At 38.8% G+C, this 26,313-nt stretch carries 22 protein-coding genes and 4 tRNA genes; 11 read left to right on the top strand and 15 right to left on the bottom strand.

From position 1 onward, the window contains the following. Positions 1-138: 138 nt before the first annotated feature. From ABJD71_RS11760 to ychF, 3 genes are all read left to right on the top strand, one after another. Positions 139-771, top strand: coding sequence for a 50S ribosomal protein L25/general stress protein Ctc (locus ABJD71_RS11760; RefSeq protein WP_348169215.1), 633 nt, complete (start codon positions 139-141; stop codon positions 769-771). Between the two features lie 6 nt (positions 772-777). Further along, positions 778-1,377, top strand: coding sequence for an aminoacyl-tRNA hydrolase (gene pth / locus ABJD71_RS11755; RefSeq protein ID WP_348169212.1), 600 nt, complete (start codon positions 778-780; stop codon positions 1,375-1,377). 87 nt (positions 1,378-1,464) lie between these two features. After that, positions 1,465-2,556: a redox-regulated ATPase YchF gene (gene ychF, locus ABJD71_RS11750; RefSeq protein ID WP_348169209.1), complete on the top strand. Its 1,092-nt coding sequence runs from the start codon at positions 1,465-1,467 to the stop codon at positions 2,554-2,556. A gap of 60 nt (positions 2,557-2,616) precedes the next feature. Here ychF and ABJD71_RS11745 read toward each other — a convergent pair whose 3' ends face one another. Further along, on the bottom strand, positions 2,617-3,627 hold the full coding sequence (locus ABJD71_RS11745) for an alpha/beta hydrolase (RefSeq protein ID WP_348169206.1): 1,011 nt from the start codon (positions 3,625-3,627) through the stop codon (positions 2,617-2,619). A gap of 254 nt (positions 3,628-3,881) precedes the next feature. Between ABJD71_RS11745 and ABJD71_RS11740 the strand changes: the two genes are divergently transcribed. From ABJD71_RS11740 to ABJD71_RS11720, 5 genes are all read left to right on the top strand, one after another. Then, positions 3,882-3,958 (top strand) — tRNA-Met (locus ABJD71_RS11740). 27 nt (positions 3,959-3,985) lie between these two features. Continuing rightward, positions 3,986-4,070 (top strand) — tRNA-Leu (locus ABJD71_RS11735). Between the two features lie 16 nt (positions 4,071-4,086). Then, a tRNA-Gln gene (locus ABJD71_RS11730) sits at positions 4,087-4,161 on the top strand. 41 nt (positions 4,162-4,202) lie between these two features. Then, a tRNA-Gln gene (locus ABJD71_RS11725) sits at positions 4,203-4,277 on the top strand. 207 nt (positions 4,278-4,484) lie between these two features. Continuing rightward, positions 4,485-5,891 (top strand): alanine/glycine:cation symporter family protein, encoded by a 1,407-nt coding sequence (locus ABJD71_RS11720; protein ID WP_348112377.1) that lies wholly within the window; start codon positions 4,485-4,487, stop codon positions 5,889-5,891. A gap of 19 nt (positions 5,892-5,910) precedes the next feature. Here ABJD71_RS11720 and ABJD71_RS11715 read toward each other — a convergent pair whose 3' ends face one another. From ABJD71_RS11715 to ABJD71_RS11700, 4 genes are read right to left on the bottom strand one after another with little or no spacing between them, the layout of a single operon-like run. Beyond that, positions 5,911-6,309 carry a YkgJ family cysteine cluster protein gene (locus tag ABJD71_RS11715; RefSeq protein ID WP_348112376.1) on the bottom strand — a complete coding sequence of 133 codons (399 nt, stop codon included), beginning with the start codon at positions 6,307-6,309 and terminating at the stop codon, positions 5,911-5,913. A gap of 40 nt (positions 6,310-6,349) precedes the next feature. Next, on the bottom strand, positions 6,350-7,360 hold the full coding sequence (gene ylqF / locus ABJD71_RS11710) for a ribosome biogenesis GTPase YlqF (RefSeq protein ID WP_348169203.1): 1,011 nt from the start codon (positions 7,358-7,360) through the stop codon (positions 6,350-6,352). A gap of 28 nt (positions 7,361-7,388) precedes the next feature. Continuing rightward, a complete protein-coding gene (locus ABJD71_RS11705) occupies positions 7,389-7,565 on the bottom strand; it encodes a hypothetical protein (protein ID WP_166638760.1) in 177 nt (58 codons plus the stop codon). A 50-nt stretch (positions 7,566-7,615) separates the two neighbouring features. After that, positions 7,616-8,791 (bottom strand): FAD-dependent monooxygenase, encoded by a 1,176-nt coding sequence (locus tag ABJD71_RS11700; RefSeq protein ID WP_348169200.1) that lies wholly within the window; start codon positions 8,789-8,791, stop codon positions 7,616-7,618. Between the two features lie 185 nt (positions 8,792-8,976). On the opposite strand from ABJD71_RS11700, the gene ABJD71_RS11695 reads away from it, so the two are divergent. Further along, a complete protein-coding gene (locus tag ABJD71_RS11695; protein ID WP_348169197.1) occupies positions 8,977-9,960 on the top strand; it encodes an ATP-dependent 6-phosphofructokinase in 984 nt (327 codons plus the stop codon). On the opposite strand, the gene ABJD71_RS11690 is transcribed toward ABJD71_RS11695, so the two are convergent. From ABJD71_RS11690 to ABJD71_RS11675, 4 genes are all read right to left on the bottom strand, one after another. After that, positions 9,961-10,779 (bottom strand): LytTR family DNA-binding domain-containing protein, encoded by an 819-nt coding sequence (locus tag ABJD71_RS11690; RefSeq protein ID WP_348169194.1) that lies wholly within the window; start codon positions 10,777-10,779, stop codon positions 9,961-9,963. Beyond that, positions 10,769-11,872, bottom strand: coding sequence for a histidine kinase (locus ABJD71_RS11685; RefSeq protein ID WP_348169191.1), 1,104 nt, complete (start codon positions 11,870-11,872; stop codon positions 10,769-10,771). The genes ABJD71_RS11690 and ABJD71_RS11685 overlap by 11 nt, the downstream gene beginning before the upstream one ends. Before the next feature lie 99 nt (positions 11,873-11,971). Beyond that, a complete protein-coding gene (locus ABJD71_RS11680) occupies positions 11,972-12,433 on the bottom strand; it encodes an Mpo1-like protein (RefSeq protein WP_348169188.1) in 462 nt (153 codons plus the stop codon). A 104-nt stretch (positions 12,434-12,537) separates the two neighbouring features. After that, a complete protein-coding gene (locus ABJD71_RS11675) occupies positions 12,538-13,224 on the bottom strand; it encodes a flagellar brake protein (protein ID WP_348169185.1) in 687 nt (228 codons plus the stop codon). Positions 13,225-13,331: 107 nt separating this feature from the next. On the opposite strand from ABJD71_RS11675, the gene ABJD71_RS11670 reads away from it, so the two are divergent. Next, on the top strand, positions 13,332-15,134 hold the full coding sequence (locus ABJD71_RS11670; RefSeq protein WP_348169182.1) for a PDZ domain-containing protein: 1,803 nt from the start codon (positions 13,332-13,334) through the stop codon (positions 15,132-15,134). An 87-nt stretch (positions 15,135-15,221) separates the two neighbouring features. On the opposite strand, the gene ABJD71_RS11665 is transcribed toward ABJD71_RS11670, so the two are convergent. From ABJD71_RS11665 to ABJD71_RS11640, 6 genes are all read right to left on the bottom strand, one after another. Beyond that, the gene (locus tag ABJD71_RS11665) at positions 15,222-15,947 is read right to left on the bottom strand and encodes a DUF6445 family protein (RefSeq protein ID WP_348169179.1); all 726 of its coding nucleotides are present in this window, start codon (positions 15,945-15,947) and stop codon (positions 15,222-15,224) included. 17 nt (positions 15,948-15,964) lie between these two features. Beyond that, positions 15,965-17,464 (bottom strand): tryptophan halogenase family protein, encoded by a 1,500-nt coding sequence (locus tag ABJD71_RS11660; RefSeq protein ID WP_348169176.1) that lies wholly within the window; start codon positions 17,462-17,464, stop codon positions 15,965-15,967. 19 nt (positions 17,465-17,483) lie between these two features. Then, the gene (locus tag ABJD71_RS11655) at positions 17,484-18,488 is read right to left on the bottom strand and encodes a cupin-like domain-containing protein (protein WP_348169173.1); all 1,005 of its coding nucleotides are present in this window, start codon (positions 18,486-18,488) and stop codon (positions 17,484-17,486) included. A 39-nt stretch (positions 18,489-18,527) separates the two neighbouring features. Further along, positions 18,528-19,262 carry a SapC family protein gene (locus ABJD71_RS11650; RefSeq protein WP_348169169.1) on the bottom strand — a complete coding sequence of 245 codons (735 nt, stop codon included), beginning with the start codon at positions 19,260-19,262 and terminating at the stop codon, positions 18,528-18,530. Positions 19,263-19,299: 37 nt separating this feature from the next. Then, complete coding sequence (locus tag ABJD71_RS11645) at positions 19,300-20,847, bottom strand: tryptophan halogenase family protein (protein ID WP_348169382.1); 1,548 nt, start codon at positions 20,845-20,847, stop codon at positions 19,300-19,302. Between the two features lie 182 nt (positions 20,848-21,029). Continuing rightward, positions 21,030-24,020, bottom strand: coding sequence for a TonB-dependent receptor (locus ABJD71_RS11640; RefSeq protein WP_348169166.1), 2,991 nt, complete (start codon positions 24,018-24,020; stop codon positions 21,030-21,032). Between the two features lie 706 nt (positions 24,021-24,726). Here ABJD71_RS11640 and ABJD71_RS11635 point away from each other — a divergent pair. Continuing rightward, complete coding sequence (locus ABJD71_RS11635) at positions 24,727-26,280, top strand: MFS transporter (RefSeq protein WP_348169163.1); 1,554 nt, start codon at positions 24,727-24,729, stop codon at positions 26,278-26,280. The last annotated feature ends 33 nt before the right edge of the window (positions 26,281-26,313 follow it).

Raw genomic sequence — 26,313 nt, 5'->3', positions numbered from 1 at the left:
TCCCCTAGTGGTAACATTCGCCGCCCTATTTTTAGGGGGTAGTAATTTTTTAACTGATTAAAGTTTTAAATTTGTTACATAAACGTAGATTTTGGTCGCAAAAATCTACACACATTTACTTATTTTGGAGTTATCACAATGTCTGATGGAATTTTTACACTAGACGCAGAAATCCGTACTGATCTAGGGAAAGGTGCGAGCCGCCGCCTACGTCACGCTGGTAAAGTACCTGCAGTCTTATACGGAGCGGATAAAGAAGCCGTTTCTTTAACACTTACTCATAACAAAGTATTTCAAGCTCAAGCATTTGAAGCGTTTTACTCTCATGTTCTTACCTTAAACATCGGTGACGAGAAAGTAGAAGTATTAGTTAAAGATATGCAACGTCACGCTTTCAAGCCTCTTGTTATGCACCTTGACTTTTTACGTGTTGATGCAAACAAAGAACTACATACTAATGTACCGCTTCATTTCATTAATGAAGCAACTGCAGAAGCAGTTAAAGTTCAAGGCGGTCACGCAGAAACGCACATGGCTGACGTAGAAATCACTTGTTTACCAGCTAATTTACCTGAGTTTATTGAAGTAGATTTACAAAACATAGAACTAGGTCAAACTCTTCACATTAGTGATTTAGTTTTCCCTGAAGGCGTTTCTTCAGTAGAACTTAACAAAGGTGAAGATCATGATTTAGCTGTTGTTACAGTTAAAATTGCTAAAGGTCCTAAAGTTGAAGATGATTCAGCTGAAGAAGAAGCACCTGCGGAATAACTAGATTTGACTGATAAACAATTAGCGCCTATTCGCCTAATTGTGGGCCTGGGTAATCCAGGCCCTGAATATCAGCATACTCGTCATAATGCTGGATCATGGTTCGTAGAATCTCTAGCAAAAATTTATAATTGCCCCCTAAAGCTTGAAAACAAGTTTTATGGTTACACAGGTCGAATCTCGATCGGTGGACAGGATATCCGTCTTCTCATTCCCACTACTTATATGAACAAAAGCGGTCAAGCTGTTGCAGCTATGGCTAAGTTTTATCGTGTTCCACTCTCAGAAATACTAGTAGCATTTGATGAGTTAGATATGCCGCCGGGTGTCGTTAAATTTAAAACTGGTGGTAGTTCAAGTCAAAACGGGATCCGTGATATCGTCAGTAAAATGGGAAATCAGAAAGATTTTTTACGGTTGCGTATTGGTATAGGCCATCCAGGTGACAAAAGCCGAGTTACAGGTCACGTATTAGGAAAAGCACCACAGAAAGAACAACAGCAAATTGAAGATGCTATTGACGAAGCTACACGTTGTCTAGACATATTAATAAAAGATGACTTAAAAAAGGCCATGAATCGTCTGCACTCTTTCAAAGCAGAATAGCGTTACCAATAATCGTTATACACAAACAAATTTTAATTAGTTGGTAGACCATCCCAGCTAAATCATACACTTTACGAGGAAATCAAAATGGGTTTTAAATGCGGCATAGTCGGTTTACCAAACGTTGGCAAGTCTACACTTTTTAACGCCTTAACTAAGGCTGGCATCGAAGCCGCTAACTTCCCATTTTGTACAATTGAACCAAATACTGGAGTCGTTCCAGTTCCTGATTTACGTTTAGATAAACTAGCGGCTATTGTTAACCCCAAACGTACAATCCCCACAACAATGGAATTTGTTGATATAGCAGGGTTAGTAGAAGGTGCATCTAAAGGGGAAGGCCTAGGTAATAAGTTCTTAGCCAATATTCGTGAAACTGACGCTATAGGGCATGTGGTGCGTTGTTTTGATAACGAAAATATCGTTCATGTGGCAGGAAAAGTAAGCCCTCAAGACGATATCGAAATCATCAACACAGAGCTCGCCTTATCAGACTTAGATACTACAGAAAAAGCGCTACATCGCGTTGCTAAGCGTGCTAAAGGTGGTGATGCAGATGCCAAAGCTGAGCTCAAAGTACTAGAAAAAATCAAACCTCACTTAGATGAGGGCGAGTTATTACGCTCTTTAGATCTAGATAAAGATGAACTAAAGCTCATTAGCTATATGAACTACCTCACACTAAAACCTACTATGTACATTGCCAATGTTAATGACGATGGTTTTGAAAATAACCCTTATCTAGATAAAGTACGTGAAATTGCTTCTGCTGAAGGTGCAGTGGTAGTGGCTGTATGTGCTGAAATTGAAGCCGAAATTGGCGAGCTAGACGAAGAAGAGAAAGCGGAATTTATGGCTGATATGGGTTTAGAAGAGCCAGGCTTAAATCGCGTAATTCGCAGTGGTTACGAACTCTTAGCACTAAACACCTACTTTACCGCTGGGGTCCAAGAAGTGCGAGCTTGGACGTATAAAGAGGGTTCTACTGCACCTCAAACTGCAGGTGTTATTCATACTGATTTCGAAAAAGGGTTTATCCGAGCAGAAATCATAGGCTATGAGCACTTTGTAGAGTTTAATGGCGAGCAAGGAGCGAAAGACGCTGGAAAATGGCGTTTAGAAGGTAAAGAATACATAGTTAAAGATGGTGATGTTATCCACTTTAGATTTAACGTTTAAGTAATATTTAGCCAAAACCCAATATGGGTTTTGGCTAAAATTTAATTATATAAATAGCGACTAAGTCTCTTTAAGCGCTTTATTCAATACTTTAATAAACCTTTCAAAATCCTCAATATGAGGTAAATGCCCTACCCCCTCCATTTCATATAACGTTCCATTTGGAATAACTTCCATAACCGTTTTACCCAACTTGTCGTAGCGACCTAGTTGATATTTGATACCTTGTTTCTTCCAATTTCGGCCCGGGCCAGTTCTGTCTCTTGTGCCCATAATTAAGCTAACGTGCATGCTAAAATCACCAAACTCAGTTACCACAGGCTGAGTAAAAATCATGTCATATGTCTTGGCATTTACCCAAGCAACATCTTTGTAATCATTATGATGGATTTGCCCTACTATAAAATCAGTTAATGACTCATATTGCTCATTCCACTGGTCATCATAATAAAACCTTTGCTGATAGCTCTTTACGCTCTGAGCTGTCTTTTTTAATTCATTTTGATAGAAAAAGTTTGTGTCTTTATATTCAACGTAGCGAAGATAATTCTCTAACCCTATAGGGTTAAGCAAGATTAGACTTTCAACAGTGTCTGAGAACATGAGAGCAAAACGGCTAGCTAACATGCCCCCCATAGAGTGACCTAAAATAATAGACTTTTTGATATCGAGAGAGTCAAGTAGGGTTTTAGTGTGGCGAGCTAGGCCAGGAAATGAATATTGATAATTTTTCGGCTTAGATGATTTACCAAACCCAATTTGATCTGGCATTAATACCCCGTAACCTAGCTTACTTAAATAATGTGCAGTGCTAGCCCAATAATTGGCAATAAAGTTTTTCCCATGCAGCAGTGTTACAACAGGTTTATCTCCTTTAGCGGGTATATAACTATATGACATTGACAAGGTAAGTCCTTGTGACTCTATCTCTATAGTTTTCACTGACAGTGTGTATTGATAATTGCTAAGAAAAGCGTCGTAGCTTTTAGGAGTGTCCAGATTCTTAGCTGCAGCAGAAAAATTAAATATGGCTAAACTCAGCCAAGTTGCTATTGCATATATTTTAAGCATTACATTTTACTAATTCTTAAAAATGTCTAAAAAATTATGTATGATTACCTCACTTTTAGTGTGTTACTTATTTCGAAAGTCATTTTAAATAATATTATTTTGATTTTTTTCACTGATTTTGAGCAACAAATACGCTTAAAACCACTTAGTTGCTTAGTATCTAGCCAAACAGACATTTTATTGCAATAAAACTGTTGACGACAAAAAGCTAGATCAGCATAATACGCGCCACTTCGGAGACGGAGTGATTAAGTGGCTACATAGCTCAGCTGGTTAGAGCACATCACTCATAATGATGGGGTCGCAGGTTCGAGTCCCGCTGTAGCCACCACTTTTACCTTGTTTAGGATAAAAGTATGCGGGAGTGGTGGAATTGGTAGACACGCTGGATTTAGGTTCCAGTGCTTCACGGCGTGAGAGTTCGAGTCTCTCCTTCCGCACCAATTTGTAAAGTATTGTTGGGGTATAGCCAAGTGGTAAGGCAGCGGGTTTTGATCCCGCCATTCGTAGGTTCAAGTCCTGCTACCCCAGCCATTTTTTAAGTAAATGGTATAATTTTTATTCATTTACTCTCTTGGGGTATAGCCAAGTGGTAAGGCAGCGGGTTTTGATCCCGCCATTCGTAGGTTCAAGTCCTGCTACCCCAGCCATATTTAAAAAGCCTGCGTATTATACGCAGGCTTTTTTGTTTCTATTTTCTGTATGCTATTTTACAACTCTTTACATCTATTTAACCCAAAGGTAATGACTTCACTTGTAAAGAGCTTTTTATTCATAGCTTCTTCAGTTCACCCTAGACATAAATGCTATTAAGCGGCAGACTTCTCATATAATTATAATAACCTGTGAGTATTATCTTGATTAACGAAATTGTCGCTTTTATTAATAACATCCTTTGGGGAAACGGGCAGATCCTGATTTATATGTTATTAGCAGCTGGGGTCTGGTTCTCAGTCAAGTTAGGTTTTATTCAAATTCGACACTTCGGTCACATGTTTTCTGTAATGAAAGGCAGTAATAAAAGTGATAAAGCGGGTATCAGCTCCTTTCAAGCATTATGTACTAGCCTTTCTGCCCGAGTGGGTACTGGTAATCTAGCGGGTGTCGCAGTAGCTATTTCCCTAGGAGGCTCTGGGGCAATATTTTGGATGTGGGTCATAGCAATCCTAGGAATGGCAACGGGATTTGCAGAGAGTGTTTTAGGTCAGTTATATAAAGTAAAAGATGCTAATGGCGAATTTCGTGGTGGGCCTGCATATTATATACAGCAAGGACTAAATAAGCGCTGGCTAGCTGTTATATTTTCATTATTTTTATTCTTAGGGTATGGATTCATATTTAGCGCCGTACAAGCAAACACTATAACCGACGCACTGAACCACGCATACGACATCCCCACCCTATACTCTGGATTGGTCATTATTGTACTAGCGGGTTTAATCGTTATCGGTGGCCTACGTGCCATAGCAAGGTTTGCTGAGTGGGTCGTGCCGTTTATGGCCGTGACCTACGTATTTGTGACGTTAGTTATTACTATTCTTAACCTTGATTTAGTGCCAGCAATGCTATGGGACATTGTATCGTCAGCTTTTGGATTACAAGAAGCTGGCGCAGGAGCATTAGGAGCTGCATTTAAGCACGGAGTGCAGAGAGGCCTTTATTCAAACGAAGCAGGCTCTGGTAGTGTGCCTCACGCTGCAGCAAGTGCCAGCCCTAATCCTGATCACCCCGTATCTCAAGGTTATGTACAAATGTTAGGGGTATTTATCGATACAATGATTTTATGTACCTGTTCTGCCGTTGTGATCTTATTGGCCGGAGGCGCATCAGGTGAAGGCATGGAAGGCATTCGTTTAACACAAAATGCCATGAGCACACATCTAGGAGCCGGTGGCGGAGACTTTGTTGCCGCGGCTATAAGTCTATTTGCGTTTACGTCAGTTGTCGCTAATTATGCCTATGGTGAAAGTAATCTACATATGTTCAAATTAGATAATAAAATTGGCCGAACGGTTTATACTACTGGTTATTTATTGATGATACTTTGGGGCTCAATGGCAGCATTACCAGAGGTTTGGGCCGCAGCAGATATGGCACTGGGTCTAATGACAGTAATCAATATTACAGCCATTGTATGGATGACTCCAACCATAGTGTCTATCAGTAAAGATTACTTTAGGAAGCGAGAAAATGGAGAAGAGATCACCTATAAATCTGGTGATTGCGAAATCCAAGGTAAATCTGAAAAAGGAATTTGGGACTAAAATCAGGATACATGTCGCTCTAATCGAAGCTAGGGCGACTATCTTCTAGTAATTTATCTAACGTTTTTTGCGCCTGCTTAGGATTGGCTAAGTCTTTAGCCTCTAGCATTTCGCATTCATCACTGATCATTTGCTTAACGGTGACCGGATAAAAACGGCAATCTTCAGGCCTGTCATAGTAAATATCACAAGTGTACATAACTTTATTTGATTGTTTAGGGTTTTGAGTTTTACGAAGAAATGGACACAAGTGAAGTTGCTTACCCGTTTGCGGTGAAAACCAAATCAAGCCATTTTTTACATACTCAGCAATATCAGGCTGAAATAAATTCCACATTTCTAGATCTTCATCTGACGCAGACAAATCACCATCACTATATTTAATGCAGCATTTACCGCAGGAGTTACACTCTTGCACAGGCTACTCCTTGTAAGTCACATTTAGTTAATTTATGTTATTACTTTCTACGGTTCTGCTTTTTCATTCGTGCAGATTGAGCAGCCCTATCAATTTCTCGCTTTTCCTTACGATCTTTCTTGTCAGGTGTTAACGAACCTGTTTTAAAACGCTCTTTACGCTTTTCTTTATCAGCCGCTTTCTTAGCTTCAACCTCAGCCATTTGTTGAACTTCTGCCGTAATCATTTTTGGTGTTTCAAGGCTAATTCGACCAATTTGTCCCGAACGTAGTTCATTAATTAGCACTTCACAAATTTTATGAAAATTAACCCGAGCACCTTTTCGTAAAGCTCCTCGACTTGCAGCTGCAAGCTCAAGAAATTCAATTTCAGTATCGGGTATATCATCTAACTTATAGCGCTCTTTAAGCAATTCTGGGTAGGCTTTTATCAAGTAATCTGCTGCGAAAAACCCCACATCATCATATTCCATTGCAGTATCTTTAATCGCGCCAGTAGAGGCTAAACGATACCCACTATTAGGGTTTTCTAGCTTGGGCCATAAGATACCAGGAGTATCAAATAAGGTAATTCCATTTCCAAGATTAATTCTTTGCTGATTTTTTGTAACGGCTGCCTCATTACCTGTTTTAGCAATAACTCTATCAGCCAAGATATTAATTAGAGTAGATTTACCTACATTTGGAATGCCCACTATCATAGTATTAATCGTTTTTACGCTGGCATCTTTTTCTGGCAACATTTTTCGGCATAGCTCGATAATTTGCTTCATCTTTGCTGGCTCATCGGTAGTAGACGCGAACGTTTTCACTGCCCTTTCTTTTTCTAAATGAACTTGCCAGTCTGCGGTTACACTAGGGTCAGCCAAATCTGTTTTACTTAACACTTTGATGCAAGGCTTATCACCACGGAGCTCCGCAATCATAGGGTTTTCACTAGAGTAAGGTATTCGAGCATCCAGTACTTCAATCAATACATCAACTTGAGGCAATACCTCTTTTATTTCTTTCTGGGCTTTGTGCATGTGCCCTGGATACCAATGAACTGCCATTAAATTTGCCTTTTTAAATATTTACTTTCTAATTCGCGTAGTACATCACTAGTTGAACAATCCCTAAAATTACCAATAAAGGTAAAACCCAGCGCCCCCACTGCCCCATTTGTTCTGAGCTCATTCTGAATCCTGAACGCTCAATTAGGGGAATGACAACCAACAAGGCAATAAACAAACAACCTAAAATAATGAGTATAGTCATACTGAACCTGTTACTTGATACACTTTATTTACAATAAAAATGAGATGCACTTAACGTAAACCCATTGCATATTTCATCGCTTGATTTTTCAATGGCCCAGACGCATTGGCTAACTTTAATCCAAGGTTCCGAAGCACTTTAAACGGCATATAACTATTGCTAAACGCGGCATAAAGTACATCCATGGCACTCATCATAACGAGGTTGTCTTTACGACGACATTTTTCATACTCTTTAAGCCAACTTTCAGGGCTTAAAAGCCATACGTCTGATGCTGCCTCTGCTTGCTGTTTTTCAATAATATCTAAAAGAACTGAGACATCTTTAAAACCTAAATTCACGCCTTGCCCAGCTAAAGGATTAATCGTGTGTGCCGCATCTCCAACAAGCACGGTATTCCCTTTAAAATATTGATTTGCATGCATACGGGTTAAACCAAAGCTTGCAACATCTAAAACTTCAAAATCGACTAAATCACTGGGAAAATGTTGTTGTATTTGTTGTTTTAACTTGGTTTTTGATAAGCCTTTTAATAACGTAATTTGCTCGACACTTTGATACCAAACTAGTGAGCCATATCCATCAAACAAAGGTAGATAAGCCATGGGGCCGTCTGGCGTGAACTGTTGCCATGTAATATCTTGTTGGGGTCCATTAGTTTTTATCTTGATACCCAAGGCTTGCTGCGTGTATTGCCAACCCTGAACACCAATATTTGCCGCTTCTCTAACCTTTGACTGGGCGCCATCGGCACCCACAATTAACTTTGCCTCTATGGTTTTACCACAGGACAGCGTTATTTTAGATTTTGAGCCTAACTGCACTGTAGTCGCGTCTTCATTAGCAAATACATGAATATTGGAATAATCAGATAATGTCTGTTGCAAGCCTAATTGCACAATACGGTTTTCAATAATATGTCCTAAATAGGGCTGCCCTAAGCTAGTACTTTCAAAGTCTGTTCGACATCTGGGATCATCCCAAACAGAGAGCCTAGCGTAAGGACACAAACGCATCGCTTCAATATTATCCCAAGCCCCAAGCTCTGTAATCAACTTACCAGAGGTCAAACTAATAGCCGAAACACGCATATCAGGTAACTGAGACTCATTAAAAGCTTTGGGCATATGAGGTTCAATCAAAGCAACGTTTAGGCCTAACTTCCCTAAACCAATAGCGAGGGCCGAACCTACCATTCCACCGCCTACCACACATATATCAAACAAAAGCTTTATCCTATGTCATCCTCTTAGGAATTTTACCAAATTTCGAACCTAGTTAATATTGATACTAGACAAGCAAGGTAATTTAATAGTTATTGATATAAATTAGGTTTTAATTAAATTTTACTTGAGAGAATAAAATCAACCCTCTACTTTTGCTAACAATAACTACTGAGTAGGTGTTGTAAATGAAAAAGCTTGCGATATTAACCTCTGGTGGCGATGCTCCAGGAATGAATGCATGTATACGTTCAATCGTTTTAACCGCTGAACACTATGATATTTACGTGATTGGATATAAGCACGGATATAATGGCTTAGTTGAACAAGACTACACACTAATTGAAGCTGAAGATGTGGTTAATATTATTCAAAGAGGCGGTACCATTTTAAAAAGTGGCCGCTGCGTGGAGTTTCATACTGAAACCACCGCACGTATTGCAGCTAAGAATCTTGAAGAATTACAAATAGATGCCTTAATAATCATCGGAGGTGACGGATCTTTTAAAGGTGCCGATCATTTGTCACAGTTTTACAAAGGGCAAGTGATTGGGTTACCTGGCACGATAGACAATGATATAGGAGGTACAGACGCCACTATAGGGTATTACACAGCCATAGAAACAGCATTAGAGTCTATAGACAAAGTACGTGATACCGCCGATGCTTTTGAGAGAATATTTTTAATAGAAGTGATGGGCAGACATGCTGGGTTCATCGCATTAAACGCAGCGATAGCCTCAGCCGCAGATAGAGTTTTACTGCCTGAGCTATGTGTAAATATCCAAGATGAAATCGACAAAACCATTGAGCACTTAAAACACGTTTATAACAACCGAGGCGTCTCAAGTTATATAATTGTTGCTTCTGAAAACTTAATCGCAGGCGGTGCGGTAACGTTAGCGAAAATGATTGCCGACCAAACTAAAATAGAATGTCGCCCAGTGATTTTAGGACATGTACAAAGAGGAGGCTCCCCTGTAAGCCAAGATAGAGTCTTAGCCACTAAGCTAGGTGCTTATGGGGTTGAACAAGCAATCAATGGCGAAAATGGCATCATGATTGGGGAGCAAAACAGCCAAGCTGTCAAACATAAACTAGCGGTTAGCTGGCAAGACAAGAAACCAGTTGACGAGTATTTACTTAAAATTCAACAGCAGCTGTTTAAATAATTAGAGCTTTATCATCTCTTTAACGGTATCTCTGTGACTGCGACTTACTTTTAACTCATCACCTGTACTTAGAATAAGATGATATTCGCCACTAATATGGCTCACTAACTTCTCTACATACCTGATATTTACAATAGCTGAACGATGCACTCTAACAAACTTTTTGGGATCTAATTCATTTTGTAACTCTTTCATGGTACGGCGCATAATATGAGTTTTTCCGCCCGTATGAACACACATATAATCACCGGCAGCATCAATCCATTGTATTTCAGAAATCGCTACACGAGTGACTTCTGAACCATCTTTAATAGCTAATACATCGGGATAAGAGGTAGTAGCAATACTTTCTCCATTTGCTAGTCGCTTTAAAATGACTTCACAATCATCACCCGTAAAATCAGCCACTAATTGTACTAATTTCTGGTTACTGCCACCAAGTTGTTGTTGTTTACGAGTCAACACAACCTTATCAATAGTTTCTTTCAGGCGTTTCTCGTCTACAGGTTTTAACATGTAATCCAGAGCATGAACTTCAAACGCTTTAATTGCATAGGAATCAAAGGCTGTAACAAACACAATCAAGGGAATAGCTTGCTTTAACTCTTGTAATTTATGAATGACTTGAAAGCCATTCAAGCCAGGCATTTGTATGTCTAAAAACACTAGGTCAGGCTGCAATTTGGGTATCATAGCAACGGCCTCAAGGCCATTTTTACATTCGCCAAGTAAATTTATATTTTCGAACTCAGCAAGGCGCATTGATAATCCTTTGCGAGCTAAAGGCTCGTCATCGATTATCATAGTATTAATCTTCATCTAATAAACCATCCGACTTTTGACTCAACTCATAGGGAATTCGAATATTAACTTTAACACCGGACGGATAGTTATGCGAAATAGCAAAAGCATAATTACTTAAGTAGAGTGCTTGAAGTCGCTCCTGAATATTTTGTAAACCCACTCCACCACCTTCACTAGGGGGCAAATTTCCATCAATAATTTCAGCACTGGGGCCATTATCACTCACGTTTAGCATGAGGTCTCGACCAAAACTCTTAGCTGAAATACATATTTGCCCGCCTTCCGACACTTTAGAAATTGCGTATTTAATAGAATTTTCAATCAATGGTTGTAATATCAAACTAGGCACCAAAGCGTCTTTAGTTTTCTCCTCAATATCCCAAACAACACTCAACCGGTCTTCAAATCGTACTTTTTCTATCTCTAAGTAAAGCTCGAGCACTTTCACTTCTTGCATCAAAGGGACTTTACGTATGGGATCTTTGTCTAATGAGTATCTCAAAAAATCACTTAATCTACTTACCATTGCATCAGCGGTTTTATTCTCTTTCATGAGAATAAGAGTGGAAATGGCGTTCAAGGTATTGAACAAAAAGTGAGGATTAAGTTGATACCTGAGCATTTTAATTTGTGCTTGGTGTGCCATGGTAGAGGCTCTCAATACGTTTTGCTTTTCTTTCAAAAGCATCTGATAATTCTTAATACCGAAGTAGCCCCCCGTCCAACAACTCACCATAATTAATGAATTGATAGTATTAGTGAAATACATGTACCACTCTTCAGGCCGATAACCCTTTTTGTATATCTCCCAATAATTAAGATTTTTAACGAATGCCCAAACCAGCGCTGTTAGGTACAAGCATATCCCCACCATAGCAATCATTTTTAAAGGACTAAATGCTAGAGCTTTTCGGTAGATGTATCTCAACGGAATAGTTAGCAACCAACCAGCGTAGGCGTTTAGCATAATAATTAACAGCCAAATACTGCGCATATCATGAAGAAATGAGCCGATGTAATAGATAATTGCAAAGCCTACCCACCCCGCAGTGTGCAATGTCCAAAAAAGTCGTTCACGACTATCTACTAGTTTTTCCCAATTAGGCACAATTTTTTCCGAGTAGTGAAATCACATGCAGTATACAAAAAGAAAGACCAAGTGTTTAAAACTTGGTCTTAGAATCAGGGGATTTTATCGCAATCAAGACTAATAATTAATATTTAGACGCTTCAACCAATGTACCCACCACCAAGCTGGACCCACTAACAAAAATTGTAAATCTTTAATAAAGCTGGGCTTTTTACCCTCAATATGATGTCCAACAAATTGTAAAATCCACATTATAATAAAAAGCGCCACACTAAACTGCCATACGACGACACCCAGCCCTTCTAATATTTGAATACCTAAAAATGACAAGATTGAAAGCAAAGTCATGGCAGCACCAATTGGGCCAGATAATTTAAAGTAGTAATACAAAGTAGGGACAAGTAACACATGCGCCCAGCTCACATTAAAATAAGCTAAAAACGCTGGAACCGGCGCCGACCAGAGTAACGCTATAGAGACAAAATATATTGCGGGTACCGCAACAGCATGAATACAGATATTCGTTCTATTGGTATGGCTTTCACCATATTCATTTAATAAAGTCTCTATTTGGCGCATTTCATTCTCCATCATTGAAATTAACAATAATTTAACAAGTTAATCTTTAACCATCAATTGAAAACTACTCTACGAACTCTATTGTTTTTTTATACAAACTTGTATTAGATTGTCGGTAACATTAAATTTTTAAGTAATTGATCGACAATATCTTCTTTTGTTTCAAACTTAACACCACAATAAAAGTTAACTTCGTCAAACTTAAAATTCATAATTGTCCCCATTAGCTGAACTTTATTATCAGCGGAAAGTGTGAACTCTAAGTTGATAGCTTCTTTTGACTTTAGCTTACTTGACAGATGTTTCTTATCAATTTTAATACGACAACCGTGAACTGAAATATCGATCACAATGGCCCCACAGATATCCTCACCTAGTTTAGAATCCGATAATTTAGTTGCAATTCTAGTTTGAGAACGAGCTTCTGAGCGCAAATCATGGCTTTGAATCGCCAATGGGAAACTAGTAAAAATTAAATGGCTGGGTTTAGTCAAAACCAAGACAATATTCACCTTAAACGCAATAATTTCTCCAGTTTCATCTTCCAGAATGTAACGCATAATTAAAGATTTATCTTTAAATATAGCATCTCCTAACCCACCCCATTTGGATTCATCAGGATACTTTATGATCAATGAGCGCGTCCCATCTATACCCACAAATTCTGTTCTCACGCGTTTTGTAGTACTTGCTGTCGTAACTTGTAAATCAATAGGTTCGCCAGGACGCATAGAACGGAGCTTTATAAGATCTTCGTTAGTTATTCCAACTTTTTCCGTTAATATTGCCATTAAATGCTAACTCCTTAAAACCTTTTGTTATTATCTATTTACAAGCATACACCTGCCAGATGCAATAAATAAAGTACATAAAAGCAATAACTTACTAGAGAAACATAATGCAAACGATAGCACCGCTACTTAATTACCAAGTTAAATTAACTTCAACTACTGGGCATTTACTTACTGTTAGCCTAACAATTGAGGACCCAGCCACAGAAGGCCAAGCTTTATCGCTCCCCGCATGGATACCAGGCAGTTATATGGTGCGTGATTTTGCCAAAAATATTATATGGCTAAAGGCTTCTAATAAACATAACAAAGAGCTAAAGGTTATAAAACTTGATAAACAAAGATGGCAAGTAGCACCATGTGAAGGTCCTTTATCTATCGAATACCAAATCTACGCTTTTGACCTTTCAGTTAGAGGGGCTTATGTTAATGATGAGATGGCTTTTTTTAACGGTACCAATGTATTTCTTGCTGTTGAAGGCCAGACTCAACAGCCTATTTCTGTCACATTAGAAAAGCCTAATGATAAAGTACTTTCACACTGGAAAGTGGCAACAACATTAGATAACGAACCAAACAGTAGACACAAATTTGGTGAATACACAGCGATTGATTATGACAACCTCATCGACCACCCAGTATTATTTGGTGAATTTGATATCATTCCATTTAAGGCCAGTGGTGTCGAGTTTGAACTGGTTCTTGCTGGCGGACATCAAGCAGATACAGATAGAATAGCAAGTGACTTAACTAAAATATGCGACCATCATTTAAAGTTTTTCAATGGACCTTCTCCAGTTTCACGCTACCTATTTATTACGTTGTTGACTGATAATGCCTTTGGAGGTTTAGAGCATATTAGTTCAACAGCTCTCATGTATAGTAGAAAAGACCTCCCTAGCCTTTCAGACAAAAACTCAATGACAGAAGGATACCAAGTTTTCTTAAGTCTATGTAGTCACGAGTTTTTCCATACATGGCATGTCAAACGCACTAAACCCATCGAGTTATTTGACGCTCTTTTAGATTCAGAAAAATACACCGAGCAATTGTGGATTTATGAGGGTTTTACTAGTTATTACGACGATTTAAGCTTACTAAAAGCAGGGCTGATCACCCAAGAAGCATACTTAAAAGTTGTTGCTCAAAACCTAACCCGATTATTACGAAATAAAGGGCGACTTAAGCAAAGTATTACAGAGTCAAGTTTTGATGCTTGGACAAAATTTTACAAGCAAGACGAAGGCTCAATTAATCATATTGTAAGTTACTATAATAAAGGCGCAGTGGTTGCACTTTGTTTAGATTTAATCATTAGAAAACAAAGCAGTAATATTTATAGTTTAGATCATGTTTTAAAAGAACTATGGACGCAGTATGGACAGGTAAACCAGCCTACAGAGCCGAATTGTGTGCATCAAATAATTGAAAAAAGCTTAGGTCTAGATGTATCAGCGTTTCTTAATTTAGCGCTTTATTCCACCGAAGAGCTCCCCACATTGGAATTATTAAATCAATTTGGAGTGAATGTGGAGAAATTTTCTCGAAACAGCCTACAAGACAAAGGAGGCATGCCAAGTGACGCCCCTTTTATCATTGAGTTTGGAGCAATGGCAAAACAGCGAGATATAGGTATTGAGCTAACTCAAGTGACAGAACATACAGCAGCGTATGACTCTGGTTTACAAGTTGGAGATGTGTTAATTGCTGTAGACAAGTGGCAAATATCAATGGGTAACTTAAAATCCCAATTAAATAATTTAGTGCTTGGCCAAAAAGTAACGCTGAGCATTTTGAGGGACAAAAAACTTAAACAATTAGACTTTGTCGCACAAGCTGCAGCAATGGATACACTAGCCCTAAGTATCGCAGAACAGGCATTATGTGACACTTGGTTGCTAAGCCGTTAAGCAGTTTACTTAACACGGCTCTGAAATGCTCTAAACTGTCATAGTTTTTCAATAAAAGTCTTTTTACAGTGAAGAGAACAAAGTGGCTTAGCAAAATTCTAAAAATATATTAGCGGTTAACCGACCTGTTTGTGGGTTTGGATCAATATCAGTATCTGTATTGATTAAAATTGAATGCAATAAGTTACCAGGATAAAGGACTAATCGATTCTTCTTATATTCTATCTTGTCGTAACATTCAAAGTGCTCAGTTGATGTTACACAGTATTCTTGGGGTGGCTCACCATAGTCACGCACAAACTGTTTAGCCGATTGGTAATAACCCTGCTCTCTACTTGCTGTTATTCTTTCATATCCGGTTGGCTTATGACGAAAGAAAGCAGTGTCACCATATGGCCCATCATTTAAATAATGAAGCGCAGCGAAATAATAAGGTCTGACAGTATCAAAGTGAGGCATCCGCTGTAGCAAACTTAAGTCTTGCGGTTGGGTCGAAACCAAAGAGTAAACATACAAGCGAGGTTTCATTTGCAGTGGAGCTGGTAGTTTGTAGGTTTGTCGCAATAGGCCTTGTAAAGGAGCAAGTACATCAACAACATAGCCTTTAGGGAGCTTAACTCTCACACCGGGGTACATTGACTGTCCCCGCTCAACACTCGTAAACTCTTCTGATTCAAAGGCAAAAGATTTAATCCCTGTTATGTCTAATGCAAAATCATCAATAATAATAACTGGTGTCTGCTCCATACCAATTTTTCTAATAATTGGTTCTGCGTGAGGATTAACCTGAATAATTGATTGAGGTACAGACAACTTTTTAAGCCTATAATTTATACAATGTTTGATTTACAATAATGATTAATAAAATCATTATGCTTAGGTAAAGCTGAAACTCTTGCCCTTACTGACTTTCTGATTCCTTCTAAAAAGCTTTCTAGTTCTTTGTCATCCATCATATCTACTATTGGATGATACTGCTCAGATTCTAGCCCCTGCCCTAACATGACTTGTAGCCAAGAACTATCACCAAATAACTCATCTAACTCTTTGAATACTTTTCCTGTTTGTTTAAATAAATCAATTCGATGTTGTAGAGAATCAGGAATAGGCATAGTACGGCAATAGTTCCAAAAGGCAGAGTCTCGTCTCTCGGTCACATGGTAGTGCAAAATAATAAAGTCTCGGATCCCTTCCGTCTCAAACTCAGTAAGCTTATTGAAGTGATCGATATCTGGTTGTCGTATTCCTTTAGACGGGAAGTTTTGCAATAAACGTATAATTCCCCGTTGAATCAGGTGAATACTCGTCGACTCTAAAGGCTCAATAAACCCACTAGAAAGCCCGATAGCCACACAGTTTTTATTCCAATGTTTCCGGCGTGTTCCTGTTCTAAATTTAATCACTCTAGGGTCTGTTAATAATTCACCCTCGACATTATCTAGTAATAATTGTTTTCCTTCTTCATCAGACATGTAGCGACTACAGAATACATGGCCATTTCCAGTACGACTTTGCAAAGGGATACGCCATTGCCAACCAGCGGATCTTGCAATAGAACGAGTATAAGGGATAGCCGGTTGTACATTTTTAGTTTGCACAGCAACCGCTCTGTCACATGGTAACCAGTGTGACCAATCATCGAACCCTGTATGTAGAGCCTCTTCAATTAATAGCCCTTTAAAGCCGCTACAATCAATAAATAAATCTCCTTCAACTACAGTTTGGTCAGCCATATTCAAAGACGTGATAAAGCCACTTTCAGGATCGACATTCACTTTTTCGATCTTACCTTCTTTTCGCTTAACACCGTGTTCTTCAGCTATTTTTCGCAGAAATTTAGCATACAAACCCGCATCTAAATGATATGCATGATTAAATTCTTGATTAGCTAGCACTGCAAATTTGTTTTCTCTGGCGGCTAAATGCTCGGCGCAATAGTCACCAATTTCGTCACTGCTTATTCCTTTTTGAAGGCCTTTTAACCAAAAGTGCTGAAAGCCACCTGCCCAACAATCTTTTCCTAGGTAGCCAAAGGAGTGCATATATTTATGATCCACCTGTCGCCAATTCTCAAAAGAAATCCCAAGTTTAAAGGTAGCATTAGTTGCAGCCATCAACTCAGCGGGCTTAATGCCCAATAAACGATGAAAAATATGCAATGTAGGAATCGTCGCCTCACCTACACCAACCGTTCCGATTTCATCAGACTCAATTAGCGTGATATCAATAGTTTTACCTATCAATTTCCCCATTGCAGCAGCCGTCATCCAACCAGCAGTACCTCCACCAGCTATGACTATTCGTTTAATATCGGTTGCTTGATTTATCATTATATAGTTCCTAGCTTCGCTAATATTTGAGCTTATTAATTACATTTCTTCTAATGTTTATCGCGGCACTTTCAGTAAGCGGGCGATGCAACATTCCTTGGGCCTTTTCAGGAATATGATCATGACTATGTGTTTCATTTTCAAAAACATAATAGTCAAATTGATTTTTCCACGCCTCACGCTGCTCTTTGGGTAAATCTCTAATACTCATGATGGCAAGTTGTAAAGCGTCTATTGGCCTGCCACCAAAAACTGGATCAGGACGCCACCAATGAGTCATTAATACATTAAAAGATTGAAAAGCTTCAACATGATGCCACCACATTCCCGGTAAAATTAAGGCGTCGCCGGGGTCTAAATCGGCAATAGAGGCTTCATTTAATGCAAGCTTAAACTTTGGAAAAGCCTCAAAATCAGGATTTGCAAAATCCACCATACTGATTTCTTGACCACCAGGGGATAACTCTAAAGGCCCAACATATAGATTTTCTAATTGCTCTGGAGGAAACAAGGTAAAACGGCGTTTTCCATATAAACAACATGCCAAATTGGCAGGGAAGTCATAATGAGCTGCAATACGCGATTGATTACCCATCCAAATATTTACTACTGCTTTTTGTTTCTCTAGGTTTACAAAGTGTAAATCTCTAAAGCCTGGAAACAACGTTTCTACCTTAGTAGACCCTATGTAAATGGTAGGTGGATTATCATCCTCACTATGTTTCAATATGCGCTCGAACACTTTACTTATATGTGCATTACCCGCTTTGAAATTAAACCCTTGAATAGACTCATTATAAAAAATTCTACCCTTATTTTCAGGGTCTCCAAGCCCGGCTGAAACAGGCATGCCTTGATAAAAGCCGTTTAGATATTCCATGGCCGTACTAATGTTTTGATTTTCAAGCTGTGGTAATGGCCACTCTTTACCAAAGTTTTTTAGCACCAAAGGTTCATTAGAGTTCAATAACTCATCAGTTATAGTATCAGGAGTAACACCTTCAATAACTCTAACCGTTTTCATGTTTATCCCAACTCAAGCAATGTGATGTTCACGTTGAAATTATCCTATTAACTCATTACGTTTATTTTTCATATCTATAAGATTACGAAGGTTAGACTGTGATGCAACCATCATATATGCCGCTTCTAAGTATCCAGCCTGGTGTAGCTCAGCTAACGCTTCTCTATCTAGGTTTCTTAGGTTGTCTTCCTGAATAGTATAAAAACCAATCATATTATGGTTTGAACCATCATTAAGTTCGATATCTAAGGTAAATGATTCGATTAAGTCAAACTTTAATAAATGTTGAATAAAGGCTTGATTGGCCTCCATTCCATGATGAATTGTTTCTAACATATCTGCCATTTCGACTAAAAAAGGACTATTCGCACCAAATTCAGCGAATAGTTGCTGGCCTTCATTTGAACTGACTCTTGGACTATCCAAATCGATATGAATAACACGATGTTCAGTAGTTTTACCCTCTTCTATTTTATCTTGCTTACCAATAAAAAAAGGTTGGCGCTTAATCATCAAAGGAACATAGCCTGCATTCCATGTATCTCCCTTAAGAAATAGGTTTTCATTGTCTTGAAAACCCGTCATTGCAACGGGGTAAAAACCACCTGTATTAGGATCTTTTTGGAAAAATATCGGGTAGTGAGCTTGAATACTTCTAAACTCTAAAGGAAAAGTAGGTGTATACCAGACATTATCCCCATATTGATCCCCAAAAGAGGTTACAACTTTTAAGTCTTTATGTTCGATGCTATTGAGTAATACTGTATTAGTCATAAGGCTTATTTATCTCCAACTGACCGATTAATTATATTTATATACGGGGTAACCCATATTGGTTAATTTTACTAAGTAACTCACGATTAGTAGGCAAAGCCTTATGTAACCGAGATAAATGTTGTTGATTTTGTTCAAATAAACGACGGCTTTCTTGAATATCTTGAGGTTTAAAAGCCGAACCTGTGGCCTTAGGCTGATAACCCATGCCATATAAAACATACTGAAAACTAGCAAAAGGAAATAGCTCTTCTGCATGTTGGTTATCTTGTTTAGAAGGACTTTGAAACTGCCAGATATCCATTAGTTCTTTTAATGAATCAGATACCGAGTCTAGACCACGCATGTCTTTCCAATAATCAGAATCATCTCTATGACTAAGTACGTAGTGTAACTTCAAAAAATCGACAATACGTTGCCAGCGGTAACTAAAAGTTTTATTAAACCTTTTCGCTACAAGAGCCATATGCTCTCTGCTTTGAGGTAACTGTTCTGCAACCATACGAGCTGACAGCTCAATTAGTACTAGTGCAGACGCCTCAAGGGGCTCAATAAACCCTGCTGAGATCCCAATAGCCACCACGTTTTTATGCCAAAACTCTTTTCTATGGCCGGGGGTAAATGATATTTTTCGAGGTGTCAGATTATCTTTAATATCAGCAGATACACCTGTTTTAGTTAGATAATCATAAAGTGTTTGCTCTGCCACAGAGTCATCACAATGGGCACTTGAATACACATAACCGATACCCCGCCTTGTCGGCAATCCAATATCCCATGCCCAACCAGCCTGTTGCGCCGTAGAAATTGTACAAGAAGCAATCGGGCTTGACTCATTCTCATAAGGTACTTGCACAGCCATAGCCGTATCATTCATCAATATATGTTGTTTAGAATCAAAAGGAACCTGGTAATGCTGTCCTAATAATAGTGATGAAAATCCAGTGCAATCAATAAATAAATCGCCCAGTACTTGTTGTTTGGTGTCTAAGTCTAAAGAATAAATAAAACCTTCTTGGTCGTTGTTGATCTTAGTCACTTTACCTTGAATATGGTTAACGCCTAATTGTTTGGTACAATGTTGTTTTAAAAACTCACCAAATTTCCCCGCATTGAGGTGATAACCATAATTTAAGTTAAAAGCGTACTCTGGCGTTGAAATTTGTTTAGGGGCTAAGCTTTGTTCTGACAATATTCCCTGCGCACAAACTGCGTTAGTAAAGCTAACTTGTTCTCTGAGAGGCAACCAATAAGGAGCAATATTAAACTCAGGCAAACCAACAGGCAGTGTAAATGGGTGATAGTAAGCATCACTTGCTCCACTTTGCCAATTTACAAACTTAGAACCTTGCTTGAAACTTACATCACACTGCTTAATGAACTCTGTTTCAGAAATCCCCATATCTTTTAGCGTATTACGCATTGAAGGCCATGTTCCCTCACCGACCCCAACAGTAGCGATATCTGGAGCCTCAACCACATACACCTGAACAGATGTTGAGTCTTTGCAGTTGTGCTTTGCAGCCAATAACCCTGCCGAAATCCACCCAGCTGAGCCACCACCCACTATCACAATTTTAGTCATTTGTTGTTGCACTCACTTTCTCAACTACAATACCAAGAGAATATACCAAATTATTAGGATAGTAGGGGCTGTTAATCTTATTCATCTAAACTTTGTTCAAACCAAAAATCAACAGCCCTTAATACCTATAAAAAACAAAAAAGGAGCCATGTAAGTGGCTCCTTCTTAAGTTAAGTTAGACTCTAGAAGCGATATCTAGCACCTACGTTGTAACGTGCGCCAGTTTGCGTCAAGTTCAACACTTGTTCAGTTGCTCGTCCACTAATGCGAGTATATTCATCAGTGATGTTTAAGGCTTCAACAAATACCGATAAGCCTTCAACTGATGGAATTTCATAACTCGCGTTAAGATCCCATTGTGAATATTCTTCAGTATATTGAGGCGCTGATTGACCTGTATCTTGACCTCGTGAGTTCAAGAACTGATCACGCCAGTTATAAGCTAAACGTACCGATAAACCATCTTTTTCATAAACACCAATTAGGTTAGCGGTATCACTTAATCCTAAGATAGCAGCCTGATCTTCAAGAATAAAATTATCATACTCTAGGTCAGAGTTAACGTAAGTATAGTTTGCCATTACACCAAACCCAGACTCACCAAAGAAATGCTGAACTGCTACTTCAAGACCATCAACCGTTCTACTCTCACTCGAGTTAGTAGGTGTACCAATAGTAAATACTAGGGTGTTATCAGTAGCAGGGTCACCAGTAATGGTTTGCGCAGCTACATCAACAAAAGGGCTATCCGCAAAATTAGCAAAAATATATTCTCTAATTTCTCCACCAGTCGCACCAGAGTCTAGTGCAGCTATTGCTGCATTATATTTTTCACCATCTGCAGGGTTGGCTATATTAAATACTTCTGAGTCGACATTAACACTAGAAATAAAGTTAACAACATCTTTAGTAAAATAACCGACAGATACATAACTTACATCGTCATAATACCATTCAAAAGATAGATCGAAATTAGTAGACTCAAGAGGCAGTAAAGAAGGGTTACCTGCACTACCGCTACCGCCAGCTTGATTCGCTATACTAGCAGCTGATGTTCCGCCTAATAAGTTAGCGTAATCAGCTCGACTGAGGGTTTCACTGTAAGCTGCACGAACCACGATATCTTCTGTGACTTCTAATGAAACATTTAAACTAGGTAGTAAATAATCGTAATCACCTTTTTGGTCTAAGAAAGCACGACCATTATCACTCAATATAATCTCAGTATCTGCAACCCAAGCAGCACTGTCATATGCAACTACCGCTGACGTTGAAGTGACTTCAGTTTTTTCGTAACGTAAACCACCATCAAGTCTAAGGTACATTTCACCGATATCGGTTTCCCAATTAACTTTCACATATGCAGATGTGCTTTTCTCGTTGGTAGTTCGGTCTTCTTCTGCATCAAATTGCGTAGATGGGCAGAAAGAGTTGCCACAATCACCAATAATTGATGATGTATTAGCATATAACTCTGCTGATCTTGCTCTAATTGCTTCAAAATCCCAGAAAAAGATAGTATCCAATATAGTGAAGTCGGTAAGAGTAGGGTCATTTAACTGATTAGCAACGCTGAAGTCACCACCACTTACATCAAACTTGTCATGAATGGTGTCCTGAGCAAACCACTCTTCTTCAAAGTCACCTTCTTCACCTACACCACCCCAATCGTTACGCTGTACGTTAACGTTTTGAACGCGATTGCTCACTTCATTTACCGCCACACCAAAATCAATGCTGGTAGTGTCATTTAGGTTATATTCGAAGTCTAGTTGAGTTTGTTGAATGTCCTGAGTATTCACACCATTACCAAAAACACTACCGGTAACACGCATATCTGACCATTCAACGTCATTTCCGCCGCCTACCGATAAGATCGGTAAATCACCAGTAAAATCGGTTGCTGCACTAGTACGTACAAACCCTGCCATTGATAAGTTTGAGCTAGTACCCCAAGGACCATCAGCGCCCCAATCAGAATCTGAATTATGGTGATCTAATGTAACTTTAAGGTCGTCTGTTGCTTCCCACTCAATATTTAAACCAATTGAGTTGGTTGTAGATTTCGCTGAAGAATGACCTGCAGCCATTGATAAATCGGCAGGAGTGCTGAAAGTTTCAGAATATAAAAGAGGTGAAGCAATCGGTCCATCAGTCCAAACATTTTCAGAAGGACCAAAGTTGTACCAAGCTGATACATCTTGATGTTGAGTCGCAGTAGCATTTTCAAAGAAAGTATAATCTAGAGTAGCAGTCAAAGTATCAACAGGTCGGTATTGTAATACTAACTGAGCATTTTTACGGGTTCTTTGCTGCTCTTCAAAACGATAAACCGTAGTTTGAGGAACAGAGTAAATGTCATCAGCACCAGGACGATTAATCTGAGAATCATCATTAGGCACGCCACCCCAATCAGCTACTCCATCAGACCAATCATTGTCGATTTCACCTTCAAAATTTCTCCAACCAGTACTCACGCTCGCTTGTTGATTACCACTTTCACGCTTTTGAATACTACCAGTAATTGATACACCAAACTTGCCATCATCGAACTTAGTAGAGTAAATACCCGCAATTTCAGGGGTAACACTACCTTTATCTGTAGAGGTATCATTTACCAATTTGCCAGACAACACAGCAACCGTACCAGCATTATTCAAAGGTCTATTAGTTAAGATATTAACTGTTGCACCAATACCGCCTGTTGCGATAGCTGCATTACCTGTTTTTTGAACTTCAACGCCAGAAACACCTTCAGATGCAATATTAGCAAAATCAAATGAACGACTACCTGTTGAGCTAGGCATTTGACGGCCATTGAATAAAACTAAGTTTTGCTGAGGACCCCAACCACGAACTGTGATTTCACTACCCTCTCCATTGCTTCTATCTATAGCAACACCCGTGATACGCTGCATAGACTCAGCAAGGTTAGTGTCAGGGAATTTCCCCATATCTTCAGCAGATATAACATCTACTATTCCGTCACTACTGCGCTTTACGTCCATGGAGCGTATTAAGCTACCACGAACACCTTTGACATTGATGACTTCAACATCATCAGAGCTCACTTCTTGCGCCATAGCAACAGGAGCAACCGAGCTAACACCTAAAGCGATAGATAAACTAGCGGCTAAACGTGTTTTAGTAAATGAAGTACCTTGTTTCTGCATTGTCTTTCCTTTCATTGAGTTTTTGTAACATCCAATGATTTGTTAATGTGTGTGTTTGTTCCACTATGTAATTACTCAGCATTTACATCTAATACTTACGTAACGTAAGTTAAGGATCTAACCTCAATGAAAACGCTTTCATTAAATTAAAGAACACTTACCTGCAGGTCAATAAAAATTTACATTTTTTTTACAGACTGCGTATTTGTCAATGATTTAACTCAACAAATTTTACATTTAAAAAATAAGATCATCAATAACAACTACCAATTAGTAACGCACACATGTAGATAAAAGCCTACAAAAATAAAATTAAACACATAAATATCAATTAGTTAAAAACAAATAACTATTAAAATAAATATATAAATTCACATTAATAAATTAACAAAATCACTACAATTCTTGTAAAAACCAACCTTCTGCACCCACATTATAGACTCGATGAGTCAAGCGTAACTCGACAAGATGGACCAATAAATCGGCAAAATGAACTCGCAAACGTTACTAAAAACTAACATTTATTTACAAGATCTACTTTTTTTTCACAACAAATCATTGAAAACGTTTTCATTAATAATTAGACTACTCCACCGTAGATATGCACCAGAAATTTATTTAGACCCAAGCTTGGTATATTCTGCTAAAAATTGAAATCAACATATGCAACTGCATATATAAACGATGAAGTGTCGGAGTTTTTAGAATGACAAAATTGCCACTGTTCGAAAAAGTAGGTTATGCCATGGGAGATGCCGCTGCTAATCTAGTGTGGCGAGGGGCTTTAGCCTACCTAGCTGTATTTTATACAGATACTTTTGGATTGGCAGCTTCTGCAGCGGCCCTATTATTTTTAGTCGTTAGGCTATCAGACGGGGTCACAGATATCATTATGGGAATGATAGCAGACCGCACCAATACTTCCTGGGGCAAATTCAGACCTTGGATATTCTGGTCGACTCCCTTTTTATGCTTATTCATGGTTCTTTGCTTTACTTCTCCCGATTTTAGCGACAACGGTAAACTAATTTATGCATATGTCACTTATATTGGATTAACACTAGCTTACACAGTTAACAACGTCCCCTACTCTGCCTTAATGGGTGTAATGACCGAAGACGACAACGAACGAACCAGTTTAAGTGGTTTCAGATTTGCTGGTGCTTTTTTAGGTGGTTTATTTGTGATGGGCTTCTTACCCACTCTTGTTAGCAAGTTCGGCGGTGGAAATGACGCGCTAGGCTATCAGTACACTATGTATTTTTTTGCAGGGCTGTTAATGGCGCTAATGGTTATTTCTGTCGCGACCACCAAAGAACGCGTAACACCAGTTTTAAAACAACAAAAGAGTTTGGGTAGTGAATTAAAGGACCTCAGCAAACAGCTTCCTTTTATCTTGCTTCCTCTAGGTTTTATGAGTGCTTTTTTTCACTACCGAAATTGGATTACCGGTATTCTTTTTGTGCTAGTTATTGGTTTAATGACATGGTTTATAAAACGTTTACTTAAACAAAATCAACAAAGTAATGCGGCTGCTAAATCTGGCGTACAACAAGATATGTTGGACCTAATTACCAATAAGCCTTGGTTAATTTTGTTAGGAATTGGTTTTCTAACCATGATGTTCAACGGCATTAAATACGGTGTTATTGCATATTACTTCAAATATTACGTGGGCGACGAGGTTATGGCTGGCCAATACTTTATTGCCCTACTTGTGGTGTCAATATTAGGCGCTTTATGCACTAGTTTCATTGCCCAAAAAATAGGCCGTAAAACCTTACTAATCATTGCTTTGGTTATGAGCAGTTTATTAACTTGTGGCTTCTTCTGGTTACCCGGAAGTAGTGTCACTCAGATATTTATTTTAGGGTGTTCAGCGGAGTTTTTTGCAGCCATGATGCCTACGCTATTTTTCTCTATGTTAGGAGACTCAGCTGATTACAACGAATGGCGTAATGGCCGCCGTGCGACTGGCTTAATATACTCAGCCGGAACCTTTGTTCAAAAAACAGGAAGCGGCTTTGCAGGTGCTTTAATGTTGCTTGTACTTGCTAGTTATGGCTACGACGGCATGGACCCAGCTACAATTGCTGACTCTTTACCGGCCATGGCACTACTTATGAGTTTTATACCCGCAGGATTTGGCTTTGCCGCCGCTGTGTTAATGCTCTTTTATCCCATTACAGAGCAGAAACAACGTCAAATGACAAATGAGCTAATAGCGCGTCGCCAAAAAGCAACGCCTATCATCGAATAACTAACACTCAATACTGGTGACAATTGAGTACTT

Origin of the sequence: Paraglaciecola sp., from assembly GCF_039943935.1 — a bacterium.
Classification (GTDB): domain Bacteria; phylum Pseudomonadota; class Gammaproteobacteria; order Enterobacterales; family Alteromonadaceae; genus Paraglaciecola.
This window is presented reverse-complemented; position numbering and strand designations above follow the sequence as displayed.

Coding starts and splice junctions, on each gene's coding strand:
- ABJD71_RS11760 (WP_348169215.1), top strand. CDS start 139: ATGTCTGATGGAATTTTTACACTAGACGCAGAAATCCGTACTGATCTA.
- ychF (WP_348169209.1), top strand. CDS start 1,465: ATGGGTTTTAAATGCGGCATAGTCGGTTTACCAAACGTTGGCAAGTCT.
- ABJD71_RS11745 (WP_348169206.1), bottom strand. CDS start 3,627: ATGCTTAAAATATATGCAATAGCAACTTGGCTGAGTTTAGCCATATTT.
- ylqF (WP_348169203.1), bottom strand. CDS start 7,360: ATGGCAGTTCATTGGTATCCAGGGCACATGCACAAAGCCCAGAAAGAA.
- ABJD71_RS11705 (WP_166638760.1), bottom strand. CDS start 7,565: ATGACTATACTCATTATTTTAGGTTGTTTGTTTATTGCCTTGTTGGTT.
- ABJD71_RS11695 (WP_348169197.1), top strand. CDS start 8,977: ATGAAAAAGCTTGCGATATTAACCTCTGGTGGCGATGCTCCAGGAATG.
- ABJD71_RS11690 (WP_348169194.1), bottom strand. CDS start 10,779: ATGAAGATTAATACTATGATAATCGATGACGAGCCTTTAGCTCGCAAA.
- ABJD71_RS11680 (WP_348169188.1), bottom strand. CDS start 12,433: ATGCGCCAAATAGAGACTTTATTAAATGAATATGGTGAAAGCCATACC.
- ABJD71_RS11675 (WP_348169185.1), bottom strand. CDS start 13,224: ATGGCAATATTAACGGAAAAAGTTGGAATAACTAACGAAGATCTTATA.
- ABJD71_RS11670 (WP_348169182.1), top strand. CDS start 13,332: ATGCAAACGATAGCACCGCTACTTAATTACCAAGTTAAATTAACTTCA.
- ABJD71_RS11660 (WP_348169176.1), bottom strand. CDS start 17,464: ATGATAAATCAAGCAACCGATATTAAACGAATAGTCATAGCTGGTGGA.
- ABJD71_RS11655 (WP_348169173.1), bottom strand. CDS start 18,488: ATGAAAACGGTTAGAGTTATTGAAGGTGTTACTCCTGATACTATAACT.
- ABJD71_RS11650 (WP_348169169.1), bottom strand. CDS start 19,262: ATGACTAATACAGTATTACTCAATAGCATCGAACATAAAGACTTAAAA.
- ABJD71_RS11645 (WP_348169382.1), bottom strand. CDS start 20,847: ATGACTAAAATTGTGATAGTGGGTGGTGGCTCAGCTGGGTGGATTTCG.
- ABJD71_RS11640 (WP_348169166.1), bottom strand. CDS start 24,020: ATGCAGAAACAAGGTACTTCATTTACTAAAACACGTTTAGCCGCTAGT.
- ABJD71_RS11635 (WP_348169163.1), top strand. CDS start 24,727: ATGACAAAATTGCCACTGTTCGAAAAAGTAGGTTATGCCATGGGAGAT.